Origin of the sequence: Clostridium sp. NSJ-145, from assembly GCF_021044725.1 — a bacterium.
Taxonomy (GTDB): Bacteria; Bacillota; Clostridia; order Clostridiales; family Clostridiaceae; genus Clostridium; species Clostridium disporicum_B.
Genome location: NZ_JAJNOS010000024.1, coordinates 16,081 through 35,046, shown reverse-complemented (window position 1 = coordinate 35,046; position 18,966 = coordinate 16,081). Strand labels below are relative to the sequence as shown.

15 protein-coding genes and 2 pseudogenes are annotated in these 18,966 nt (G+C 26.7%); 16 read left to right on the top strand and 1 reads right to left on the bottom strand.

The window, feature by feature from the left end; genetic code table 11:
* The 6 genes and pseudogenes from LQE93_RS15750 to LQE93_RS15725 all read left to right on the top strand — a co-directional run.
* A pseudogene (locus tag LQE93_RS15750) lies at nucleotides 1-219 on the top strand (IS1595 family transposase); the annotation flags it as partial.
* Between the two features lie 136 nt (nucleotides 220-355).
* The gene (locus tag LQE93_RS15745; RefSeq protein WP_231074431.1) at nucleotides 356-592 is read left to right on the top strand and encodes a hypothetical protein; all 237 of its coding nucleotides are present in this window, start codon (nucleotides 356-358) and stop codon (nucleotides 590-592) included.
* Between the two features lie 316 nt (nucleotides 593-908).
* Nucleotides 909-2,456, top strand: coding sequence for a response regulator transcription factor (locus LQE93_RS15740; protein ID WP_231074430.1), 1,548 nt, complete (start codon nucleotides 909-911; stop codon nucleotides 2,454-2,456).
* 267 nt (nucleotides 2,457-2,723) lie between these two features.
* The gene (locus LQE93_RS15735) at nucleotides 2,724-3,251 is read left to right on the top strand and encodes a hypothetical protein (RefSeq protein WP_055265746.1); all 528 of its coding nucleotides are present in this window, start codon (nucleotides 2,724-2,726) and stop codon (nucleotides 3,249-3,251) included.
* Nucleotides 3,252-3,884 carry a hypothetical protein gene (locus LQE93_RS15730; protein WP_231074428.1) on the top strand — a complete coding sequence of 211 codons (633 nt, stop codon included), beginning with the start codon at nucleotides 3,252-3,254 and terminating at the stop codon, nucleotides 3,882-3,884.
* The gene (locus LQE93_RS15725) at nucleotides 3,853-4,575 is read left to right on the top strand and encodes a hypothetical protein (protein ID WP_231074426.1); all 723 of its coding nucleotides are present in this window, start codon (nucleotides 3,853-3,855) and stop codon (nucleotides 4,573-4,575) included. Before LQE93_RS15730 ends, LQE93_RS15725 begins: the two co-directional genes overlap by 32 nt.
* Nucleotides 4,576-5,791: 1,216 nt before the next feature.
* On the opposite strand, the gene LQE93_RS15720 is transcribed toward LQE93_RS15725, so the two are convergent.
* Nucleotides 5,792-6,787, bottom strand: coding sequence for a beta family protein (locus LQE93_RS15720; protein WP_231074424.1), 996 nt, complete (start codon nucleotides 6,785-6,787; stop codon nucleotides 5,792-5,794).
* A 155-nt stretch (nucleotides 6,788-6,942) separates the two neighbouring features.
* On the opposite strand from LQE93_RS15720, the gene LQE93_RS15715 reads away from it, so the two are divergent.
* The 10 genes and pseudogenes from LQE93_RS15715 (at nucleotide 6,943) to LQE93_RS15670 (ending at nucleotide 18,955) form a co-directional block, all read left to right on the top strand.
* Nucleotides 6,943-8,514 carry a DEAD/DEAH box helicase gene (locus LQE93_RS15715; RefSeq protein ID WP_231074422.1) on the top strand — a complete coding sequence of 524 codons (1,572 nt, stop codon included), beginning with the start codon at nucleotides 6,943-6,945 and terminating at the stop codon, nucleotides 8,512-8,514.
* A 48-nt stretch (nucleotides 8,515-8,562) separates the two neighbouring features.
* Nucleotides 8,563-9,099 (top strand): annotated as a pseudogene (locus tag LQE93_RS15710) (helicase-related protein); the annotation flags it as partial.
* Nucleotides 9,100-9,233: 134 nt separating this feature from the next.
* Nucleotides 9,234-9,665 (top strand): metal-dependent hydrolase, encoded by a 432-nt coding sequence (locus LQE93_RS15705; protein ID WP_231074418.1) that lies wholly within the window; start codon nucleotides 9,234-9,236, stop codon nucleotides 9,663-9,665.
* A gap of 17 nt (nucleotides 9,666-9,682) precedes the next feature.
* Nucleotides 9,683-11,215 (top strand): DEAD/DEAH box helicase, encoded by a 1,533-nt coding sequence (locus LQE93_RS16925; protein ID WP_231074416.1) that lies wholly within the window; start codon nucleotides 9,683-9,685, stop codon nucleotides 11,213-11,215.
* Between the two features lie 18 nt (nucleotides 11,216-11,233).
* On the top strand, nucleotides 11,234-12,292 hold the full coding sequence (locus LQE93_RS15695; protein WP_231074414.1) for a hypothetical protein: 1,059 nt from the start codon (nucleotides 11,234-11,236) through the stop codon (nucleotides 12,290-12,292).
* A gap of 207 nt (nucleotides 12,293-12,499) precedes the next feature.
* Nucleotides 12,500-14,989: a DEAD/DEAH box helicase family protein gene (locus LQE93_RS15690; protein ID WP_231074413.1), complete on the top strand. Its 2,490-nt coding sequence runs from the start codon at nucleotides 12,500-12,502 to the stop codon at nucleotides 14,987-14,989.
* 30 nt (nucleotides 14,990-15,019) lie between these two features.
* On the top strand, nucleotides 15,020-15,814 hold the full coding sequence (locus LQE93_RS15685; RefSeq protein WP_231074411.1) for a hypothetical protein: 795 nt from the start codon (nucleotides 15,020-15,022) through the stop codon (nucleotides 15,812-15,814).
* Nucleotides 15,801-16,385: a hypothetical protein gene (locus LQE93_RS15680; RefSeq protein WP_231074410.1), complete on the top strand. Its 585-nt coding sequence runs from the start codon at nucleotides 15,801-15,803 to the stop codon at nucleotides 16,383-16,385. Before LQE93_RS15685 ends, LQE93_RS15680 begins: the two co-directional genes overlap by 14 nt.
* Before the next feature lie 156 nt (nucleotides 16,386-16,541).
* A complete protein-coding gene (locus tag LQE93_RS15675) occupies nucleotides 16,542-18,659 on the top strand; it encodes a BglG family transcription antiterminator (protein ID WP_231074408.1) in 2,118 nt (705 codons plus the stop codon).
* 14 nt (nucleotides 18,660-18,673) lie between these two features.
* The gene (locus tag LQE93_RS15670; protein ID WP_231074406.1) at nucleotides 18,674-18,955 is read left to right on the top strand and encodes a PTS sugar transporter subunit IIB; all 282 of its coding nucleotides are present in this window, start codon (nucleotides 18,674-18,676) and stop codon (nucleotides 18,953-18,955) included.
* The last annotated feature ends 11 nt before the right edge of the window (nucleotides 18,956-18,966 follow it).

The following is an 18,966-nucleotide window of genomic DNA, read 5'->3' as shown; positions in this document are numbered from 1 at the left end:
GTCAATGCTTTTCATAGTAGCTTAAAAAGATGGATAAGAAAGTTTAATGGTGTTTCAACCAAGTTCCTAACAAACTACCTATTTTGGTATAAATGGACCCAATTATTTAAAACAGAAATGGAAAGGAATAAACCTAAAAAGTTCTTTATTCATGCTAATTCAACACATTCTGTATCTTTAATAAAGGATTTTAAGATTAGAAGACCAATATATGTATAAAGGTAAAATTTGTTTTAATTTTACTATTTTTAGTGTACAATAAATATAATGATTGATGAACAATTGTATCATATTGTGAAAAAATAAGGATGAAAAATGATACAACATAAATCACTACATATAGAAAGGAGAAAAAATGAAGAAAAATATATTTGAAACAATAAGATTAGTGTCTTTTAGTGCTTTTATTTTATATATGCTAGAAACCATATTTATAGCTGGTATGTTTACAAATTTTATGCTATTAGTTATACTAGGAATATTAAGTTCTATACAGTTAGTTTTTAGTATAAAAGAGAAGAACTACAATGATATTATGCTTTCTATATCTTATATTTTAAGTGCAATAACAATTGTATCAATATTATATTAATAATAAAATATCAAATTGATAAATTAAAAGTATAAATGTTGGGGTGAGTTGCAAAGAATTATATTTTTTTAATTTACCCAAATTATGAACAGCAATATGAGTTCTTCTATATTGTCTTAAATTGAATTACAGCATACAATTAATTAACAATATTAATATATTGCGATTCAAATAGGATGTCCAAATGGACATCCTATTATGTTATGCTAATTTCAATACTATTTTAAAACAAAGCCAATGAATTTAATAAAAATTTTAAATAATATAATATTTGGGTGAGGGTGTTAGTTTATCGGAAATAAGAGGTGATAATAATATGTTGAAAGTACTTATAGCAGATGATGAACTTATTGTAAGAGAAGCAATAAAAAATATTATTAATTGGAATCAACTTGGATTTATTATATGTGGAGAAGGAACTGATGGTGAGGATACATATCAAAAGATTTGTAATTTAAAACCAGATTTAGTGTTGATTGATATAAAAATGCATGGAAAATCAGGCTTAGATGTGATAAAAGATATAAAGAAAAAAGGATTCGTAGGAAAATTTATAATAGTAAGTGAGTACTATGAATTTAATTACGTAAAAGATGCTATAAGATTTGGAGCAAAAGGATACTTATTAAAACCTATAGATAAAAATGAGTTACTTGATATTATTAAAGAAATAAAAAAGGAATTTTTTTATGAAAGAAATTTAAATATAAATATCGAAAGTAAAGTTGAATTAATAAAAGAAAATGTTTTATCACAGCTATGTTTAAATAAGAACTTAAAAGAAGAGAAGGAAATATTAAAATATATAAAGAGTAAAAGTTTGCATATATCATTAATCTCTAATGAAGAAAATAAAGTAAGTAATGATAATACAATTGATTTAGAAAAATGGATTAAAGAAAAGGTGTTTATTAAAAATATTAATATTTTTAAAGTTAAAAGTAGAGTGGCAATAATATTTTATGATAAAAGTATTGATTATATCTACTCAATATTAAAGAAAATAAAAATACAATTTGAAAAAGAGATGAAAGAAAATATTTTCATTACAATAGGAGAAGAAGTCGAAAATATTAATGAAATTAACTATTCTTATGAAACTGCTATAGAATTAATGAAAAGTAGATATTTATATATTAATGAAGGAATCATGTATAAGGATAAGATAAAAAATATTATTAATAGCAAAGTTACTGAAGAAGAGATTATTGATAAGCTATATAGTTATATAGAAATAGGAGAATTATATGGGATAGAGGAAAGCTTTTTGCTACTAGAAAAAATTATAATAGGAAAAAATTACAAAGAAGAACGAGTAAAGGCTTTATTAATTACTTACTATATTAAATTGAAAGATAGTATTATATCAAACTATGATTTAAAAGAAAGTTTAGATATTGATAATAAAAAATTTATTGAAGAAATTATTAGTAAAAATAGTTTACATGAAGCTATTAAGTTTTTAATAGATAAATTTTTGAATATATCAAAATATTTAGCAAGCAACTTTAATGATAAAGGTATTAATAGAATAGTTAAATATGTAGATAATAGATATTATAGAGATTTAAAATTAGAGTATTTAGCAGAAATTTTTAATTATAATAGCTCTTATTTAGGGAAATTATTTAAGGATACTACAGGGGAAAAATTTAATAATTATTTAGATAATGTTAGGATAGAAGAAGCTAAAAAATTACTTGTTGAGGGTAAATTGAAGGTATATGAAGTATGTGAAAAGGTAGGTTATAAAAATATTGATTATTTTTATTATAAATTTAAAAAGCATGTAGGTACAAGCCCTTTAAGTTATAAGAAGAGAAATAGAATTATGTTTATGGGTGAGAAATTAAATAATATATAATAAGGTTAATCTTAATAATATACTTAATGGAATATAATAGGGTGTAATATAGATTTGATTTAGAAAAGTATCTAATTGTTATGAGACATACATCAGATAGTGATTGAAGTTAGAATTATTTTCAATAAAAATAAACAATTATAGAGCATATATTAAAAAATATGGACAAGATGTTCATGTAATGATATTGTACGTAATTAGGGGAGGGGCTATACTAGGAAATCTATAGTATAACAACTATTATAAATACAAGTTTTAGGAGGCATTGTGGGAAAAGTAAAATACACAAACAAGGAATCTTTAAATCCAATTAAAAATATCATTTCTAAAGCAGGGGAAATGACTTCTAGCGAATCTGTAATCAGTAAAAATGATAAAGGGTTAAGTGAAGTACTTGCAGCAGCTGCTGGAATGAGTGTAGGTGCTGCAGGGAGTTTTGCAGCTTTAGGTACATTGGGGATAGCAGGATATAGTGCTGTTGGAATAACAACTGGACTTGCAACAGCAGGGGGAATCGTTGGTGGAGGAATGGTTGCAGGAATAGGAGTACTAGCAGCTCCAATAGCTGTTTTAGGTGTAGGAGGATATGCATTAGTTGCCAATAAAAAGAAAAAAGAATTATTACTTGAAAAGAAAGCTCTTCTACAAGAAGCTATAAGAAAACAAAATATAGTTATTGATAAATTAAAAAATAAAGTAGAATTAGTAGAAGAAAAAGCTAGAGAATTAGAAGCTATGAACATAATTCTTACAGGTATAATAAATGATTTAAAAGGCGATATAGCGGTAGCATAGATGGCAGATAAATTTAATGATAATGAAAGAGATTTATTAGATGTTCTAAAATACAACCAAGATAAAAGTAGCAATATTATTAATAAAGTAGATAATGTTAATAATAGTTTAGATGATAGAATAAATGATACTAAAAAGCTGTTAAAGAATTTAAATATTGATGTTATGAAATATCCTAATAATAGTATAGTAAACAATAAATCAAATACAAATAGTAAGAATGATTTAGAGAAAACATGGGATGATATAGTAAAAGAAGTTAATGAGGAAGGTTATGTTAATACTGAAATAAATGACATTTTAACTACTAATGAGCAAGTACAAGTTTATAAAAAAATAGATGAGATTAACGAGCAATTTTCTAAGGCAACAGGGTTAAACTCTACTGATGTTAAATTTTTGTTTTTTGCAACAACATTACAATGTTTGAGACAATATTTAATTTCTAATGATAAATTTAGATTTGATACTGACAAAGCAGGAGATAAATTTATAAGTAAATTTGTACCTAGAAAATATGAAGATATACTTTTAGGGTCTGTACCCTATGATGCAGTAAGAAAAGCTGATGGGTATAAAGACCAAAATACAGGGATTAGTTGTGCAAACCAGATATATGACTTTAGGACATGATCCTATACTAGGATGGATATTTGGTACATTAAATATTATGACAAATACATTAACTAAAAATTCACCATTATTAACAACTTATATTGTAAAGGCACATCCAACTACAGGTAATTATACACAAATAGGAGAAAGTGTTTTAATATCAGAGGTGTTTATAAATGGAGTTAATTTAGCTAAAAATGATTATAAGCTATTAGTAGTTTCTATAATTAGACAAGCATTGCATTTTGGAGCAGATGCATTTACTAAGATGGGTTTGCCAATACCAATTATTAATACTATTTCACCAGATTTAAGTTCAAAATTGTTAAGTGAAAATTTCAGAATAGATGCATATAGTGTTAGCAGAGGCATAATGTTATCTACACTAATAAATTCAATAATTTCGGCCATTCATGGATTATTCTATGATGAAAAAGTAGATATTAAAAGAGATTTATATGAAGTTAGGACAAGAAAGATATTAAGTTATTCGAATGCGTTAGCTACATCAAGTAATACTATTTATACAGCAGTTACCAAGGATTTTACTAAATTAGATGTAGGCGGAGCTGTTGTAACACTTTATAGGCTAATAAGTGATTATTCCTTTATTAGTAAGGTGAAATATGAGTTCATCAATGAAATTCTAGATAATGAGTTAAGAGAAGAAATTAAAAAGATAGATGATATATATAATGAAATAGTCTAGATATAAAGTAAGGTCGAGGGTATTAATAGTAGCGTCTCGCCTCCACCAAATAAGAAATCAAGTAAGGATACAATGGTAAAACCTTGCAATATCAAGGTTTGGCCATTGTATTTTGCTTTATATGGATAAAATTTTAGAGATTTTTAATAGATATTTTAGCCGCTTTTATATATTTTGAGTATTTGTGTGCACACCTTAGTGGAATTTTAGTTAGGGGGTGTGCATTTTTACGCGTGAAAGGTGAAATATAAAGATATAAAAAGATTAAGTGAATTTCAAATTTAAATGTATCAACTAAGACAATAATCTAAATATAATAGTAAATAAAATACTCGTAAATGAGTACAACTTTATAAAAAAAACAGATAAGTAATTAAATTCTATTTACTTTATGTATATTTGATAAAGTAAATAAGAAAGCATAAGGATATTTAGGAACACCTTTAGGCCATGATGAAAACAAAATAGAAAAGGCAGGATTAACACCAGAATTTATTGTAGGAACAACTATATATTAAGGAAGCAAAGATGGTATTTGGTATGTAAGAAAATTTATAATACTTCAATTGTTGAAGAAGGTTTAATTTGCAATAATTATCCAGAAAAAGATTTTCATGAAATTTATATTGTAGAAATATTAAAGATTTATATAAGAGATTAGTGAAAAATCCAATGTATAATATAGATATAAAATGTTGTCATAGTATAATCGTCAATAACAATAATTAAGATTAAATCACAAAAAAATAAAGGAAAAATATTTCATTTTTGATATGGAGCAACCTCAGATATTCAATCTTAAGTAGTACCTTGAACGACCAGTGAATTACCAGTGACAAGGATTAGCGTGTCACTATTTTTTGTTAAATAACTCAGAGTAGAGAATGAAAAGTGAGAGTGTGTTGATATATACCCAAATAATATATAATTGTTACTAATAAAGTTAAAATTGTAGGCGAAATAAGTTGTTTAAGGGATATTCATTTATAGATTTATCAATTGAAACTTTTAAATTAGTTAAAAAATCGTTAAAACAAAAAGAAATATAAGATAAGGCAAATAAACTAAATATTGTTGATAAGGTAGGACATAGTATATAAAAAGGAAGCTATAATTTGATTGTTTGATACAATCTTAATTATAGCTTCCTTTTATAGTAGTAGTGAAACAATGTTTCATACAATTACACTCGGATGTCCAGCTATTTTTTGTGTGTTCAAGCTAATGAGTTTACTATATGTGTAATATGATGGTTTGTACATATCGATCTCCAAGTTGTTAGGTTACCATAACGTGGTTGATTATTAATTCTATGAGTATAAATATAATTATCTCCCCAAGAATAGTGTTCATCAGCAAAGTAATCTGATGAAACTAAGGTGTTACAAAGGCGAGATATATTTTCAGCGCTTAAACCACCAGATTTAATTAAATTTCCTTTTAAAATTAAAAACTGTCCAGCTGAAGTATATCTAATATTAAATGAAGGTTTCATATAGGGTTCAAATTCAATATTAATTGGATTGCATATACAGTAGTCAGAGTAAATAATATTTATTTTATTCTCATAAGCATAACTACTGATATATTCCATATAAAATTGCCATTCAAACATATCAATTAAATTAATAGTATCTCTATCAATTCCAGCTAAAGTTTCAGGGAAGGATGAAGCGGAAAGAATTATGTTTCTAAATTCATTAATATTAGGTATTAATGACATAAAGTTAAGGAAGTTAGAATATAAACTGTCAAATGATGTATTACCAATATATTTAAAATCAAGAATCAAATCAATATTATTTGCATTTATAACTTGAGTAATATTGAATAAATCTATGTTCAATGTACTAATGGTATCAGTATTAATTCGTAGTGCTATTCCGTTATTAGATAATTCAGTAGCATAATTTATTAAATTAAAAGCATTAGTATGATTTAATACAGGAATAACATAGTCAGGATTAAGTTGTTCAAGGATTCTAAGATAAATTTCGGGATTACTTTCATAGAATTCAGGCAAAATATCAAAATAATAATATTTATTAGACCAATAATTAAAAGATTTCTCTAATCTTTCAATATTAAAGTCTGGAGTGATTTCAATAAGTGGAATTATTGAGTTAGAGATTTCAGTTGATAATTCTCTTAGAGCAGTTTGTTCTCCTTGTTTCCATTTAAGGATTGGTACATATTTAGGTGTGAATTTCATTTAATAGCTCCTAATTAAATTTTTATTTATTAATTATATGATGCTAATAATAAAATTATGAAATTTAAGAATACATATTAATTAGAAGTTAAGTATATAAATATATAATTATAATATAAAGAAGGTCCATACAATAATTAAAGTGGAGAGGTAGTATGAAAGAATTAAAAAGACCAGATATTACGTATTCAAATAAAGTATTATTAGATATTGAGTCGCTTGCAAGAGATATAATGAAAATTAACATAGATAGTGAAGATATTTATAAAGTCGTGATACGATTATATGATGATATTGAAAATGAAGGTATAGAAGATACTCTTAGAAATATACCAATAGAAAAGTTAAATGATGTTGGAAAAGGTTTTAGATTAAGTGTTTTTAGAGAGTCTGGAATTAAAAACTTTTTAGAATTATCTAAGAAAACTCAAAATCAACTAACTAAAATAAGAGGTGTTGGAGATATAACAGCTAAACAGGTTATGGCTGCAGCAGAATCTCTAGAAAGAACTGTAAGGGGAAATATGGTATTCAGAATAGATCCACAGAAAAAAACTAATGCCCAAACAGAGATTATCAAAGCGCTATATAAAATTAGTTTTAATAAAGATATTATAGAAATAAGCAGGAAAGTAGACTCAAATTATAAAAAACTACAATCTCACATTAAATCAGCAAAATTGACACAGAACAAATTAAGATGGTTATTCAGTTTTAATTCTACAAAAGAGAAAGCGATTAATTCATTTAATATATTAAGTAACTTTTTAAATAATAGTGACGTAGAATTATTTAGTGCAAATAAGTACCAATATAAAAGTAAAGATGAAATGGTTGAGTATAACTATGTTTGGAATGATTTTAGCAACAATTCAGCTAAATATTATTCAATATTAGAGAGCATTATAAAAAAGAAGCTTGATACTAAAAAAGACAAAGGTGACTTGCCAGAAGATTTGGTAAAAAGAGTTGAGGCGTTGAAATTAAATAGGTCTTTACTTAATTCTTCATTAAGGGGATATCAAGAGTTTGGGGCAAAGTATTGCATTGTTCAAGAGAGGGTACTTATTGGAGACGAAATGGGGCTTGGTAAAACTATTGAAGCTATAGCTTCAATTGCACATTTACAAGCAGAAGGTCATAGATATTTTATTGTAGTTTGTCCAGCCAGTGTACTTATTAATTGGCATAAGGAGATAGAGAAACATAGCAAACTAAAGTCATATATTATTCATAGATCTGATAGAGATAAAGTTCTTAAAGAGTGGGAACTAAAAGGTGGAGTTGCAATTACAACTTATGATACTCTTAAGCGTATAGAAGTTAAAGAGAAAATAGAGTTAGATTTGATAGTTGCAGATGAAGCTCATTATGTTAAAAATCCATCTGCACAAAGAACTCGAGCTTTATACAATTTAATGTCACGTTCTAATAAAATACTTTTTATGACCGGGACACCTATTGAAAATAGAGTTGATGAAATGATTAGCTTAATAAATTGTCTTCAACCTAGAATTGCCAATAGATTAGATAGTAAAGAAAGTTTTTATAATGCAAAGGAATTTCGTTATAAAATAGCGCCAGTATATTTACGTAGAAATCAGAAAGATGTATTAAATGAGTTACCTGAATTAATAGAGAAAGAAGAATGGGAAAGCTTTGGTGATTATGAAAGGATAATTTATTCAGAGGCAGTAAGAGATGGAAAGTTTATGGCAATGAGGTAAGCAGCATGGAAAGGGGGAAGTGCTGATAAGTGTCCAAAACTAAATAGACTTATTGAAATTTGTGAAGAAGCTAAAGAAAATAATTCAAAAGTAATAGTGTTTTCATTTTTTCTAGAAACAATATCAGTTGTAAAAGATGCTTTAGGAGAGGTATGTCTAGAACCTATTACCGGAAGAGTTACAGCAAATAAAAGACAACAAATTGTTGATGAATTTACAGCAGCACCAGCAGGAGTTGTACTACCTTGTCAAATAATTGCTGGTGGAGTAGGTTTAAATATTCAGGCTGCTGATACTGTTATATTATGTGAACCACAGATTAAACCGGCTCTAGAAACACAAGCTATTGCACGTGCATATAGAATGGGGCAGGTTAATAAAGTAGTTGTCCATAGGCTTTTAACAGAAAATAGCGTAGATGAAAGAATGATGGAATTATTAAAAAATAAGCAAAAAATATTTGATTCATATGCTCGCCATTCTGTTGTAGTAGAATCAAGTAATGAGGCAGTTGATATAACTGAAAAGGAATTGATTGAAAAAATATTGAATGAGGAAAAGAAGAGATTAGGTTACGATATTTAATTTTTTATTGTTATGTTTTTAAGGCACTTGGGTTAACTTCTAAGTGTCTTTTATTGAATATTTATTATATTTACGTAATATACTTTAGTAAATAATAATGTTTAATAAGCTTAATGGGAAAAAGGAGTTATTGAATGACAAGTAAGACACATATAAATATAGGAATTGCATTGGCGGCTCTATTAGTTGTAACTTACTCACATAACATAGGATATTTAATGTTTGCATTAATTGGAGCTATTGCTCCGGATTTTGATATTACATTTAAAATAAAACATAGGACATGGACTCACTCAATTTTAGCACTCTCTATAAGTACATTGATATTAAATAATTTTAATAAAACAATAGCTTTATTCTGGTTTGTTGGATATTCAACACATTTAATATCTGATAGTTTTACCAAAATGGGTGTACCATTTCTATATCCTCTTATAAAGGAGAGATATGGAATTAAATTATGCAAAACAGGAGGATTACTAGATATTATTTTAGGATATATAGCATTAGGAATTATTCTGTATTTTGCTTATAAGTATGTAGTTAATGTTCAGATATTAATATAGTGCAAAGGAGGAGAAAAGTGTACAAGCCAATAGTATTACAGGAAAATGGTAAAATAGTTTTTTATAAAAGCTTTTGTCAAACAGAAGAAGAGCTTATGAGAATTAATTCATATTTAAAAACAATATCTATGCCAATAAAAGTAGATAATCTATGTGAAATCTATGAATTAGATGATTATTCATTAATAAATTTAGTGTTAGATGGCAGTGATAAAAAAGATAAATTCATAAAATTTATTGACAATAATAGTGAATATCCATTTCCTAAAAGTTTATTAGATAAAATAGAAAATATAGAGTTAAATTTAAAGGAAGTAAAACTAGAGTTAGGTGATGGTCAGGTATTATTAAAAATATTACGAGGTGATATAAGTTTTATTGAGAAACTAAATAAAGATAAAAATATTATTGATAAAGGCAATAATGAAGAATATAGATTTAATACTAACGATTTACACAAAATATTCAATAAGCTAAATGAAAATAATGTAGTAATAAGATTACCTAAATGTAATGTTAATTCAGTTGTGAATATTGGCAAAAATAAAATTAATATGAGATATTATCAAGAGCAAGCATTTGACTTATTAAAAGATAGAAGCTATGCAACACTTATTATGCCAATTTTTTCAGGGAAAAATTATGTTGCTTTAAATATAATTGGTTATGTAAAAAAGAAAACTTTAATATTTTGCAATGGTAAGGAACAGTTAGAACGATGGAAGAAGCAATTGGTTAAGTTATTGGGGGTTAGTACTGAAAGAATAACTATATGTGATAGTGAAAATTTCATAATAAATGATTTTATTTTATGTAATTATGAATATATTAGTACTAATAGAAAAATAATTGAAAAATTAATCTATAGTGAATGGGGAATGGTAGTTTATGATGATGCTCATAAAGCGGTAACTGACAATGTAATAGATATTTTGTTAATAAAGTCAGAAAGAAAAATTGCATTAGCATCATCTCTTGATAGAAGTGATGGAAAAGAGAAGAAATTATTTAGTGTGTTTGGTGAAGCTATTTACAACATTACAAATAATGAGTTAATTAATCATTTATATCAAAAAGAATTAGATATTCAGAGAGTTAGTATTGAAGAGTGTAAAAAAAGTAAAGAGGATATTATTCGTGAAAAACTGTTAGAATTAGAAAATAGAAGAGTGATAATCGTAGCTCATAAAGTAGATGATGTAGAAACTATAGCTAAGGAGTTAAAAATAGATTTTTTAAATCAAAAGATATCAGAAGAGGCTAGAGATGAACTAGTTGAAAAATTTAATAATAAGGATATAAATGTATTTTGCTGTAGTAATTTAATAGAAAAATATAGATTTATGGATGTAGATGTAATGATTGCTGCAGGATATAGAGGTAAATCAAAAACAGAGGAGCACTTTAGAATAGGAACACTTATTAGCACTCGGGATCAATTGGATAGAATGAAAAAAGTATACAATATATATTTATATGATAGTAAGGAAGAAAAGATAGTAAATGAAAAGATTGGTTATTTAAAGGAATGGGGGTTCTTAAGAACTTAATTCTTTATTGGAGGATAGATGGAAATTTCAAATGATTTTTTTAAATGTTTACGTGATGAACAACTTTCAGATATAGCAATAAAAATAGGATGTCAATGTATCCCCGGAGGGGGAAATAGAGAACACTATATAGAAAAAATAAAAGAAAGATATATTAATGAGTATGATAAGGTAACACGATGGTTTGAAAGTGAAAATGAAGAAATTTTAACTAATATTAAATTATATATATTAGATTCATCATTAGAATTAAACAATAAAGTAGAAATTGAAAATGTATTATTAAATTGGGGGATATATAACGGCTATTCTTTAGAAACAACTATAGCAGGTATGCTTAGAGAAAAGTATAGGGCTGAGTTTATTAAAGAAGGAGACCAAAGTGGAAGTAGAGAAAAATATCCATTATATATTAAGATGATTATGTTTCTGAATGATTTAACAACTATTTCTTTAAAAGAAAATGAAAAAGATAAAATGGAGTTTATAGAAAAGTTTGTGAAGCAAAATAAGGAAATAGGTAATTCGATATTTGAATATCTCATAGAGGAGAGAGTTATAGAGCAATACTACTCAAAGAAGAGTATTAAAATTAAAGTTGATAAAAAAATGATTAACAATTTATTGCATGCAAATAATTTATTGGATTTCTACAAGTGTTATTATAAATGTACATTAGAGATTTTAGGGTGCAGTGATTGGCTTGATTTAATATATAAAATAGGAAATCTACAAGAAGATAATAAAATATGGTTAAATAATGATATGTTGCAATTAATTGATTTAGAGTATTTAAAAACAATGGAGGATTATGGACTCATAGATGAAACTTTTATAGATGGTAATAAATATATTTCATTAACTTCTCTTGGTCTTTCAGTTTTTAATAATGAAATTATTGATAGTTGGCCAGGGATTGGATATAGATTATATGAGAAAGATAATATCTTTATAGCATATAATGATAATCCAAAGGTAATACTTAATAATTTACTTGAAAATCAACTAGTATGTAGAGAGAATCTATTAGAGTTTAAATTACATAGCAATAAGCAACATATTTTATATCAAGTATAAATATTAATATCATATAAAGTGAGTTTAATACAATATTATTATAGATAAGTAATTATAGATGTCATCGGTTAATTTAATCGGTGGCTTTAAATTTTGACTAATTAAATTGTCGTTATGCTAGCTATTAAGTGAAAATATTACTCTTTTATTGTATAATTATAGTAAAATATAATGTAAATTACAAAATATAAGGGGTATGGAGATAATATGGAATTATATATAGATCCAATTAATATAAAAGAATCTACTGGTGATTCAAGAGAATTAATGAGTTATCAAATAGAGGCTATAGAATCATTAAATAGTTATTTTAATTTAAGTGGCAAAAAGAAGGTAGCGCAAAATGGGTTATTAGTAATGCCAACTGGAAGTGGTAAGACTTTTACTGCAGTTAATTGGTTATTAAATAGTGGAGTAGCAAATGGTTATCGTATATTATGGCTTGCGCATAGACAAGAGCTTATTGATCAAACTAATAATGAATTTAGAAATCAAGCACCTACTTTAGCAAAGTATGACATAAAGAAATTGAGAATAATACCGGTATCAGGAATGCATTATAAAATGTCACAGGCATCAAGATACGATATAAATATTTGCAGTATAAGTTCGGTAGCTAATAAGTATGGATATAGATTTATTAGAAGAATGCTAGGAACACCAGGATTGGAAAAGTTAATTGTAGTTATTGATGAAGCACACCATGCAGTTTCACCATCATATCAAAAGGTATTAAAGAGGATAACTCAATTGAATCCAAATAGAATTCTGTTAGGATTAACAGCTACACCAACAAGAATGCAGGCGTATGATAAAAAGAGATTATTTGATATGTTTAATGTAACAGTCAATGCAGAAAATAAAATAGGTAATTCTAAAGGATATATATATGAAGTTACATTAAAGAAATTGTTGATAAATGGTTTTCTAGCTAACCCTATTTATAAGAAAATAGAAACTAATATAGTAGGGGAAGTTGAATACATAATATCTGACGAAGATGAAGCTTTTTTTAATACTTTTGGAGAATTATCAGAACAATTAAAAGATCAAATAGCTAAATCATCTTCACGTAATAAACTTATTGTAAAACAGTACCTAGATAATAAAGTGAAATATGGAAAGACAATAGTTTTTGCTATAAATCAAAATCATTGTAGAGCATTATGTGAAGAGTTTAAATCAGCAGGTATATCTTGTGACTATGTGATTTCGGATAAAGTTGGAGCTCAAAATACAATAAGAGAATTTAAAGATAATAAGTTTGAAGTTCTTATTAATGTACAAATACTTACTGAAGGAAGTGATATTCCAGATGTTCAAACAGTATTTTTAACAAGACAAACCAATAGTGATTCTCTGCTTATGCAGATGATAGGAAGAGGGTTAAGAGGACCAGCGGCTGGAGGAACAAGTGAAGTTAATATAATAGATTTCCATGATACATGGGATAAGTTTAGCTTTTGGTTAGATCCAAAACAGTTAGATGTATTTAGTGATGTGGAAGAACCAATAGATTTAGAAAAACCACAGGATGTAAGTGAAGATTTAGAGAAGGAAGGGATTAAATCATCGTATACACCATGGGATGTTTATATTAAATTGTATAATTCTATGAAAGCTAATGTTATAGCTAAAGAGTTTAATGAAGTATTACCTGTAGGATGGTATTCTGTTGTAAATGAAAATGGTGAAGATGTTAATATTTTAGTTTATGAGGATACATTGGATGGCTTTAAAGATATTGAGAAGTATAAGGATAAACTAATTAAAAATAAGATAAATACTAACGTAGTCATAAGCATTTGTTTTAATAAGTGCGAAAATAAACCAGAAGTTAGTGATATAAAGTTAATACTGGACAAGCTTTATGAAGATAGAGAAATGCCTGAATACTATACATTTGAAGAAAGAGCTAAGTTAGATCCTAAAATAATAGCTGATGAAATGAATAGATTATTTGTAAAAGATGAAGAAAAAGAGGAATGGTTAAAAGAACTTTTTGAAAGTACACAGTTACTTAAAAAACTTTATAATATATTTTTTGTATTTAAGAAAACAGTATTTAATGCTTGTAGTGAGAAAAGAGAATCGTTGATAAAGAGCTATGATGAAAGAGAAGAGTATAACATAGTAGAAAATATCTACGATTTAGAAGAGCTATTAGATGAAGTATTAAAAGAAAACCCATTTTTAAATAAAGAAAATCTTTTAAGTATTGAATGGAGCGATATGATTATAAAGAGTTGGTTTGCTTTATGTAGTAGATGGACAATGGAAGATGGAGAAAACTTATATAAGATTTATATTAATAAGTTAATGTCATCTCCACAGGTAGATCGTGAGGTCATTAAATATCTAATATACCATGAATTAATTCATAAAAATGGATACTTTAAGCATGATGATAAATTTAGGGAGCTGGAATGGAAATATCCTAATTCAGATGAGCTAGATGGATTTATGGACGAGATGGCACTTAGATATAATTTAGATATTCCTAATAAAGAAATTTGTGATGATAATATTATTGCAGATGATGTTATTGATGGAAGCTCTAATGATTTTAAAATAGAAAGTACTATGACTATGCCAACTAAAGCAGATCCAAAATATAAATATTGCAGGGAATGTGGAAATAAGATACCAGAAACAGCCAACTTTTGTGATAAATGTGGAAGTGGTACAAAGTATTGATAAGTATAAGATAGATGAAGGTGAACAGAAATGATTGCAGAATTACATGGGAAAATTAGTAGTAGAGGAACCAATTTAAAAGAAACTTTAGAAGATAATTTAACTGGGAATGTTTTTGGTTCGTTAAGATATATCCCATTTAGCAAGGGAATAAAACATATCTTACTTAAAGTTATTGAGGAAAATAATTTTGACCAATATGAAACAGAAGAGTGGGCAGAAAAAATTGAGTTTTGGCCATACCATAAAGAGGGAGAATTAGATTTAATTATCGACCTTAATTTAGTTACTATAGCTATAGAAGTTAAATATAATAGTGGATTATCTTCAGATGATGAAGTAGTGAATGTGGATAAGAACTCAGAGAAAAGTAGAAATCAATTAGCTAGAGAATCTAGAATTGTTAAAGAGTTAGCCGAAGAAAAAGGGACAAAACCAATTTTATTATTTATAGCTAAGCAAAATGAAGGAAAGGAGATAGTAAGTAATATAGAGAATAGAAATATAATTGCAGAAGGTGTAGCACTAAAGTTTATTTCGTGGGAAGATATATGCTTAATTATAGAATCACTATATAAAAGTAGAGAGTTGAGCTATTTTGAAAAAGTTATTATTGAAGATATATATAATCTTTTAGTTAAAAAAGGATTTAATAGTTTTAAAGATTTTAAGAGCAATATTAATGATAGTGAAGTTGTTAAAGAGGAGTATTATTTATTTAGTGTAATCGAAAAGAAAAACTCTAATATTAGAAATGATAGCGATAATTTTAGATTTATAAGTGATATTGAAATAGGAGAGGATAGATATTATGAATTCATATAGTGAAAATATAAAAAATGCATTTTCTGTAGTATATAATACTCTAGAAAATGTTAAGAAACTTATGGAGTATTGTGATAAGGTGGCGGAAGACAATGGGTATTACGCATGTACTACAAAATTTTTAAGAAATAATACAGATGGTAGTGTAGATGGATGGGTATATAATAAATTTTTTAAAATATATCAAAGTATGGAAGATGAAGGGTTAGAGAATGGTTGGAGAAACGGACCATTATATGTACTAGAAATTAACTTTGAAAAATTTCCGATGTATTATGTATCTAAGTTTGAGTATGAAGATATAAAAGGATGGCGTGGGGGGATATCCCCTTCAGATTGGTGGGCATTTTATTTTCCAACTAATATTAGCGATTCTAGAATAGAATTTACACAATTAGATGATATGTATACTGTTGGGGTACCAAAAGGATCATATAAGAAATCATATTGGGGACTTGAAAGAACAGTTTTTAGAAGTGGAGATTTAGTAGAGATTAATAGTGATAATGTTGGAATAAATATTTTTGGTGAGTTTAATAAATTGAAAGAAAAAACTTATAGAGTCTATTGAAATATAGGCTCTTTTATTATATAGATTTTTAAAATGTATGTATTAGAAATTTTAATATCTACTAGTAAGTACATTTCCTTTCAATAAAAAGTGAAAACAAACTAACTTTACCATTAGAATTAATAAATGTATACTATGATCAAGGAGGAGGTAGAAATGAAAATAAGACAGAAGCTTCTATTAAATATGCTACTAAAATCCAAACAGGAAAATATTAAGGAATTAGCAAAAGAGTTTAACGTAAGTGTTAGAACTATAAGAAATGATTTAGAAGATATAAATTTATATTTGGAGGAGGTAGTAGACTTAGATGCTATAAAAATAAATAGCAATAATGTATATTTAAATGTTAGAAAAGATGATGAATTAAAGTTAAACGCTAAAAATAAAGAGGAAGACTATTATACGTATAGATTATCTGCTGAGGAAAGAGTAGTCCTAATCTTATCTCAACTAATATTAAGTGAGAGTTACTTAACGATTAGTTCGTTATGTGAAAAACTATCGGTAAGTAGAGGTACTATTAATTCAGATATTGTTCTAATAAAAAAATGGAGTAAGGATCATAGTGTTAATTTAATTTCTCAAAAAGGAAAAGGTTTAAAAATTGATGAACCAGAGAAAAGAAGAAGATTCCTTTTAATGACTCTTATAAGAGAATGTAATGATTTGATAAATAAATCTAAACTTGAGTTAGATTCGATTGATATGTATGAGAAGCTATTTAAAAATGTGGTATTGGATGACATAAGAGAAATAATAATGAGATCGGAGAAGGAATTTGAACTAACTTTATCAGATATAGCTTTTGACGCACTGCTAATACATATAGCACTTGCTGTTGAAAGAAATATAGATAGCAACTGTGTTTCATTAGAGGCTGATAATTGTGAAGTGTCTAAAGAGAGCACTCAATATAAAATGGCTGAATATATGATAAAAGAAATAGAGAAGAAATACCAAATAGTAATGCCAGCAGAAGAAGTATATTACGTAGCATTACACATATATGGGAAGTTAACCCCTCAAATTAGTGATGATAATGAAGAATGGATATATATACAATTAATAACAAATAACTTAATTGAAAAAGTTTCTAGATGTTTTAATGTGGATTTTAGAAATGATATCAGATTATATGAAGATTTATCTAAACATATAGCTGGTACAATATTTAGATTTAAAAATAATTTAACTTTAAAAAATCCTTTAAGAGAAGCATTGATAGATGAATATAAAGATATTTATTATGCAGTAGAAAATAACAGCACAAAGATAATCGAGTATATAAATCAAGAGTTAACAAGTGATGAAATTGCATATATTGTTTTACATTTTGCTGCTGCTATGGAGAGAGTGAAAATAGATATTGAAGAGCATATACCGTCAGTGATAATTGTTTGTAGCACTGGAATTGGAACTGCTAAGTTGGTGTTGTCAAGATTAAATAAATATTTCAATTTTAATGTTAAAAAGGTAATAGCCCTACACAATTTAAAAAAGACATTAGAAAATGAAAATGTAGATTTAATAATAAGTACTATTAAAATTGATGAGAAGTGTAACCATGTTGTTGTTAGTCCATTATTAAAAAATGATGATGTTGAGAATATAAATAGTGCATTATTTAGAGCTGGATTTGCAGCTAATAAAATAAGAAAAGAAAGGATAAAGGGTAAGTTTGCTTCTGATATATATAAACTATTAGAAAAATATGGAGATGAAGATGAGGAAGAAGTATTAAGAGAAGAAATAAGAAAATTATTAAATAAAGAAGTGGTTGAAGAAAAAAAATCAGAAGAGGAGAGAGGAGTTTTAATGTTAAGTGAGGTATTAAAGAGAGAATATATTTCGTTAGATGTAGAATGTAAAGATTGGATTGATGCTATAAAGGCTTCCGGAGAAGTATTAAAAAATAATGGCATAATTGAAAACGATTATATTATAGATGCAATCAAAAATGTGCAAGATTTAGGTCCGTATATTGTAATAACTAAAGGAGTAGCAATACCACATGCCAATAATAAGCTGGGGGTTAATAAAACTGCAATATCACTCGTTAGTTTGAAAACGCCTGTCAATTTTAGCAATTCAGAAAATGACCCTGTAAAATATGTATTCATGTTAGCTACAAAGGATTCTAATTCTCATGTATTAGCCTTAGCTGATTTAGTTAATCTATTAGAGGATAAAAACTTCTTTAAGTGCATAGACGATTCAATAGATGGAATGGAAATAATTAATTATATAAAAGAAAATGAAACAAAGATATAAGGAGATGTGTATTTATGAAAAAAGGATTAGTAATGTGTAGAACAGGTATGGGGAGTTCAATGATGCTTTGTATTAAATTAAATAAGATTATTGCAAAAAATAATTTCCCATTAGAGCTTGAACATGATGTATTTAGTGGAATAGCTGGACATAATGCAGATTTAATAATTGTAATGGATGATTTAGTGGAAGAGTTTAAAGGAACTGATAAATATGTAATAGGTATAAAGGATATTGTAGATACTGATTATATGGAAAAAGAATTAAGAAAATATTTTGAAACAGTAAATAGTTAGGAGGAAAGAGT

What these genes read in the sequence shown, in the direction of transcription:
- LQE93_RS15745 (WP_231074431.1), top strand. Translation starts at nt 356, where the DNA reads ATGAAGAAAAATATATTTGAAACAATAAGATTAGTGTCTTTTAGTGCT.
- LQE93_RS15740 (WP_231074430.1), top strand. Translation starts at nt 909, where the DNA reads ATGTTGAAAGTACTTATAGCAGATGATGAACTTATTGTAAGAGAAGCA.
- LQE93_RS15730 (WP_231074428.1), top strand. Translation starts at nt 3,252, where the DNA reads ATGGCAGATAAATTTAATGATAATGAAAGAGATTTATTAGATGTTCTA.
- LQE93_RS15720 (WP_231074424.1), bottom strand. Translation starts at nt 6,787, where the DNA reads ATGAAATTCACACCTAAATATGTACCAATCCTTAAATGGAAACAAGGA.
- LQE93_RS15715 (WP_231074422.1), top strand. Translation starts at nt 6,943, where the DNA reads ATGAAAGAATTAAAAAGACCAGATATTACGTATTCAAATAAAGTATTA.
- LQE93_RS15705 (WP_231074418.1), top strand. Translation starts at nt 9,234, where the DNA reads ATGACAAGTAAGACACATATAAATATAGGAATTGCATTGGCGGCTCTA.
- LQE93_RS15695 (WP_231074414.1), top strand. Translation starts at nt 11,234, where the DNA reads ATGGAAATTTCAAATGATTTTTTTAAATGTTTACGTGATGAACAACTT.
- LQE93_RS15690 (WP_231074413.1), top strand. Translation starts at nt 12,500, where the DNA reads ATGGAATTATATATAGATCCAATTAATATAAAAGAATCTACTGGTGAT.
- LQE93_RS15685 (WP_231074411.1), top strand. Translation starts at nt 15,020, where the DNA reads ATGATTGCAGAATTACATGGGAAAATTAGTAGTAGAGGAACCAATTTA.
- LQE93_RS15680 (WP_231074410.1), top strand. Translation starts at nt 15,801, where the DNA reads ATGAATTCATATAGTGAAAATATAAAAAATGCATTTTCTGTAGTATAT.
- LQE93_RS15675 (WP_231074408.1), top strand. Translation starts at nt 16,542, where the DNA reads ATGAAAATAAGACAGAAGCTTCTATTAAATATGCTACTAAAATCCAAA.
- LQE93_RS15670 (WP_231074406.1), top strand. Translation starts at nt 18,674, where the DNA reads ATGAAAAAAGGATTAGTAATGTGTAGAACAGGTATGGGGAGTTCAATG.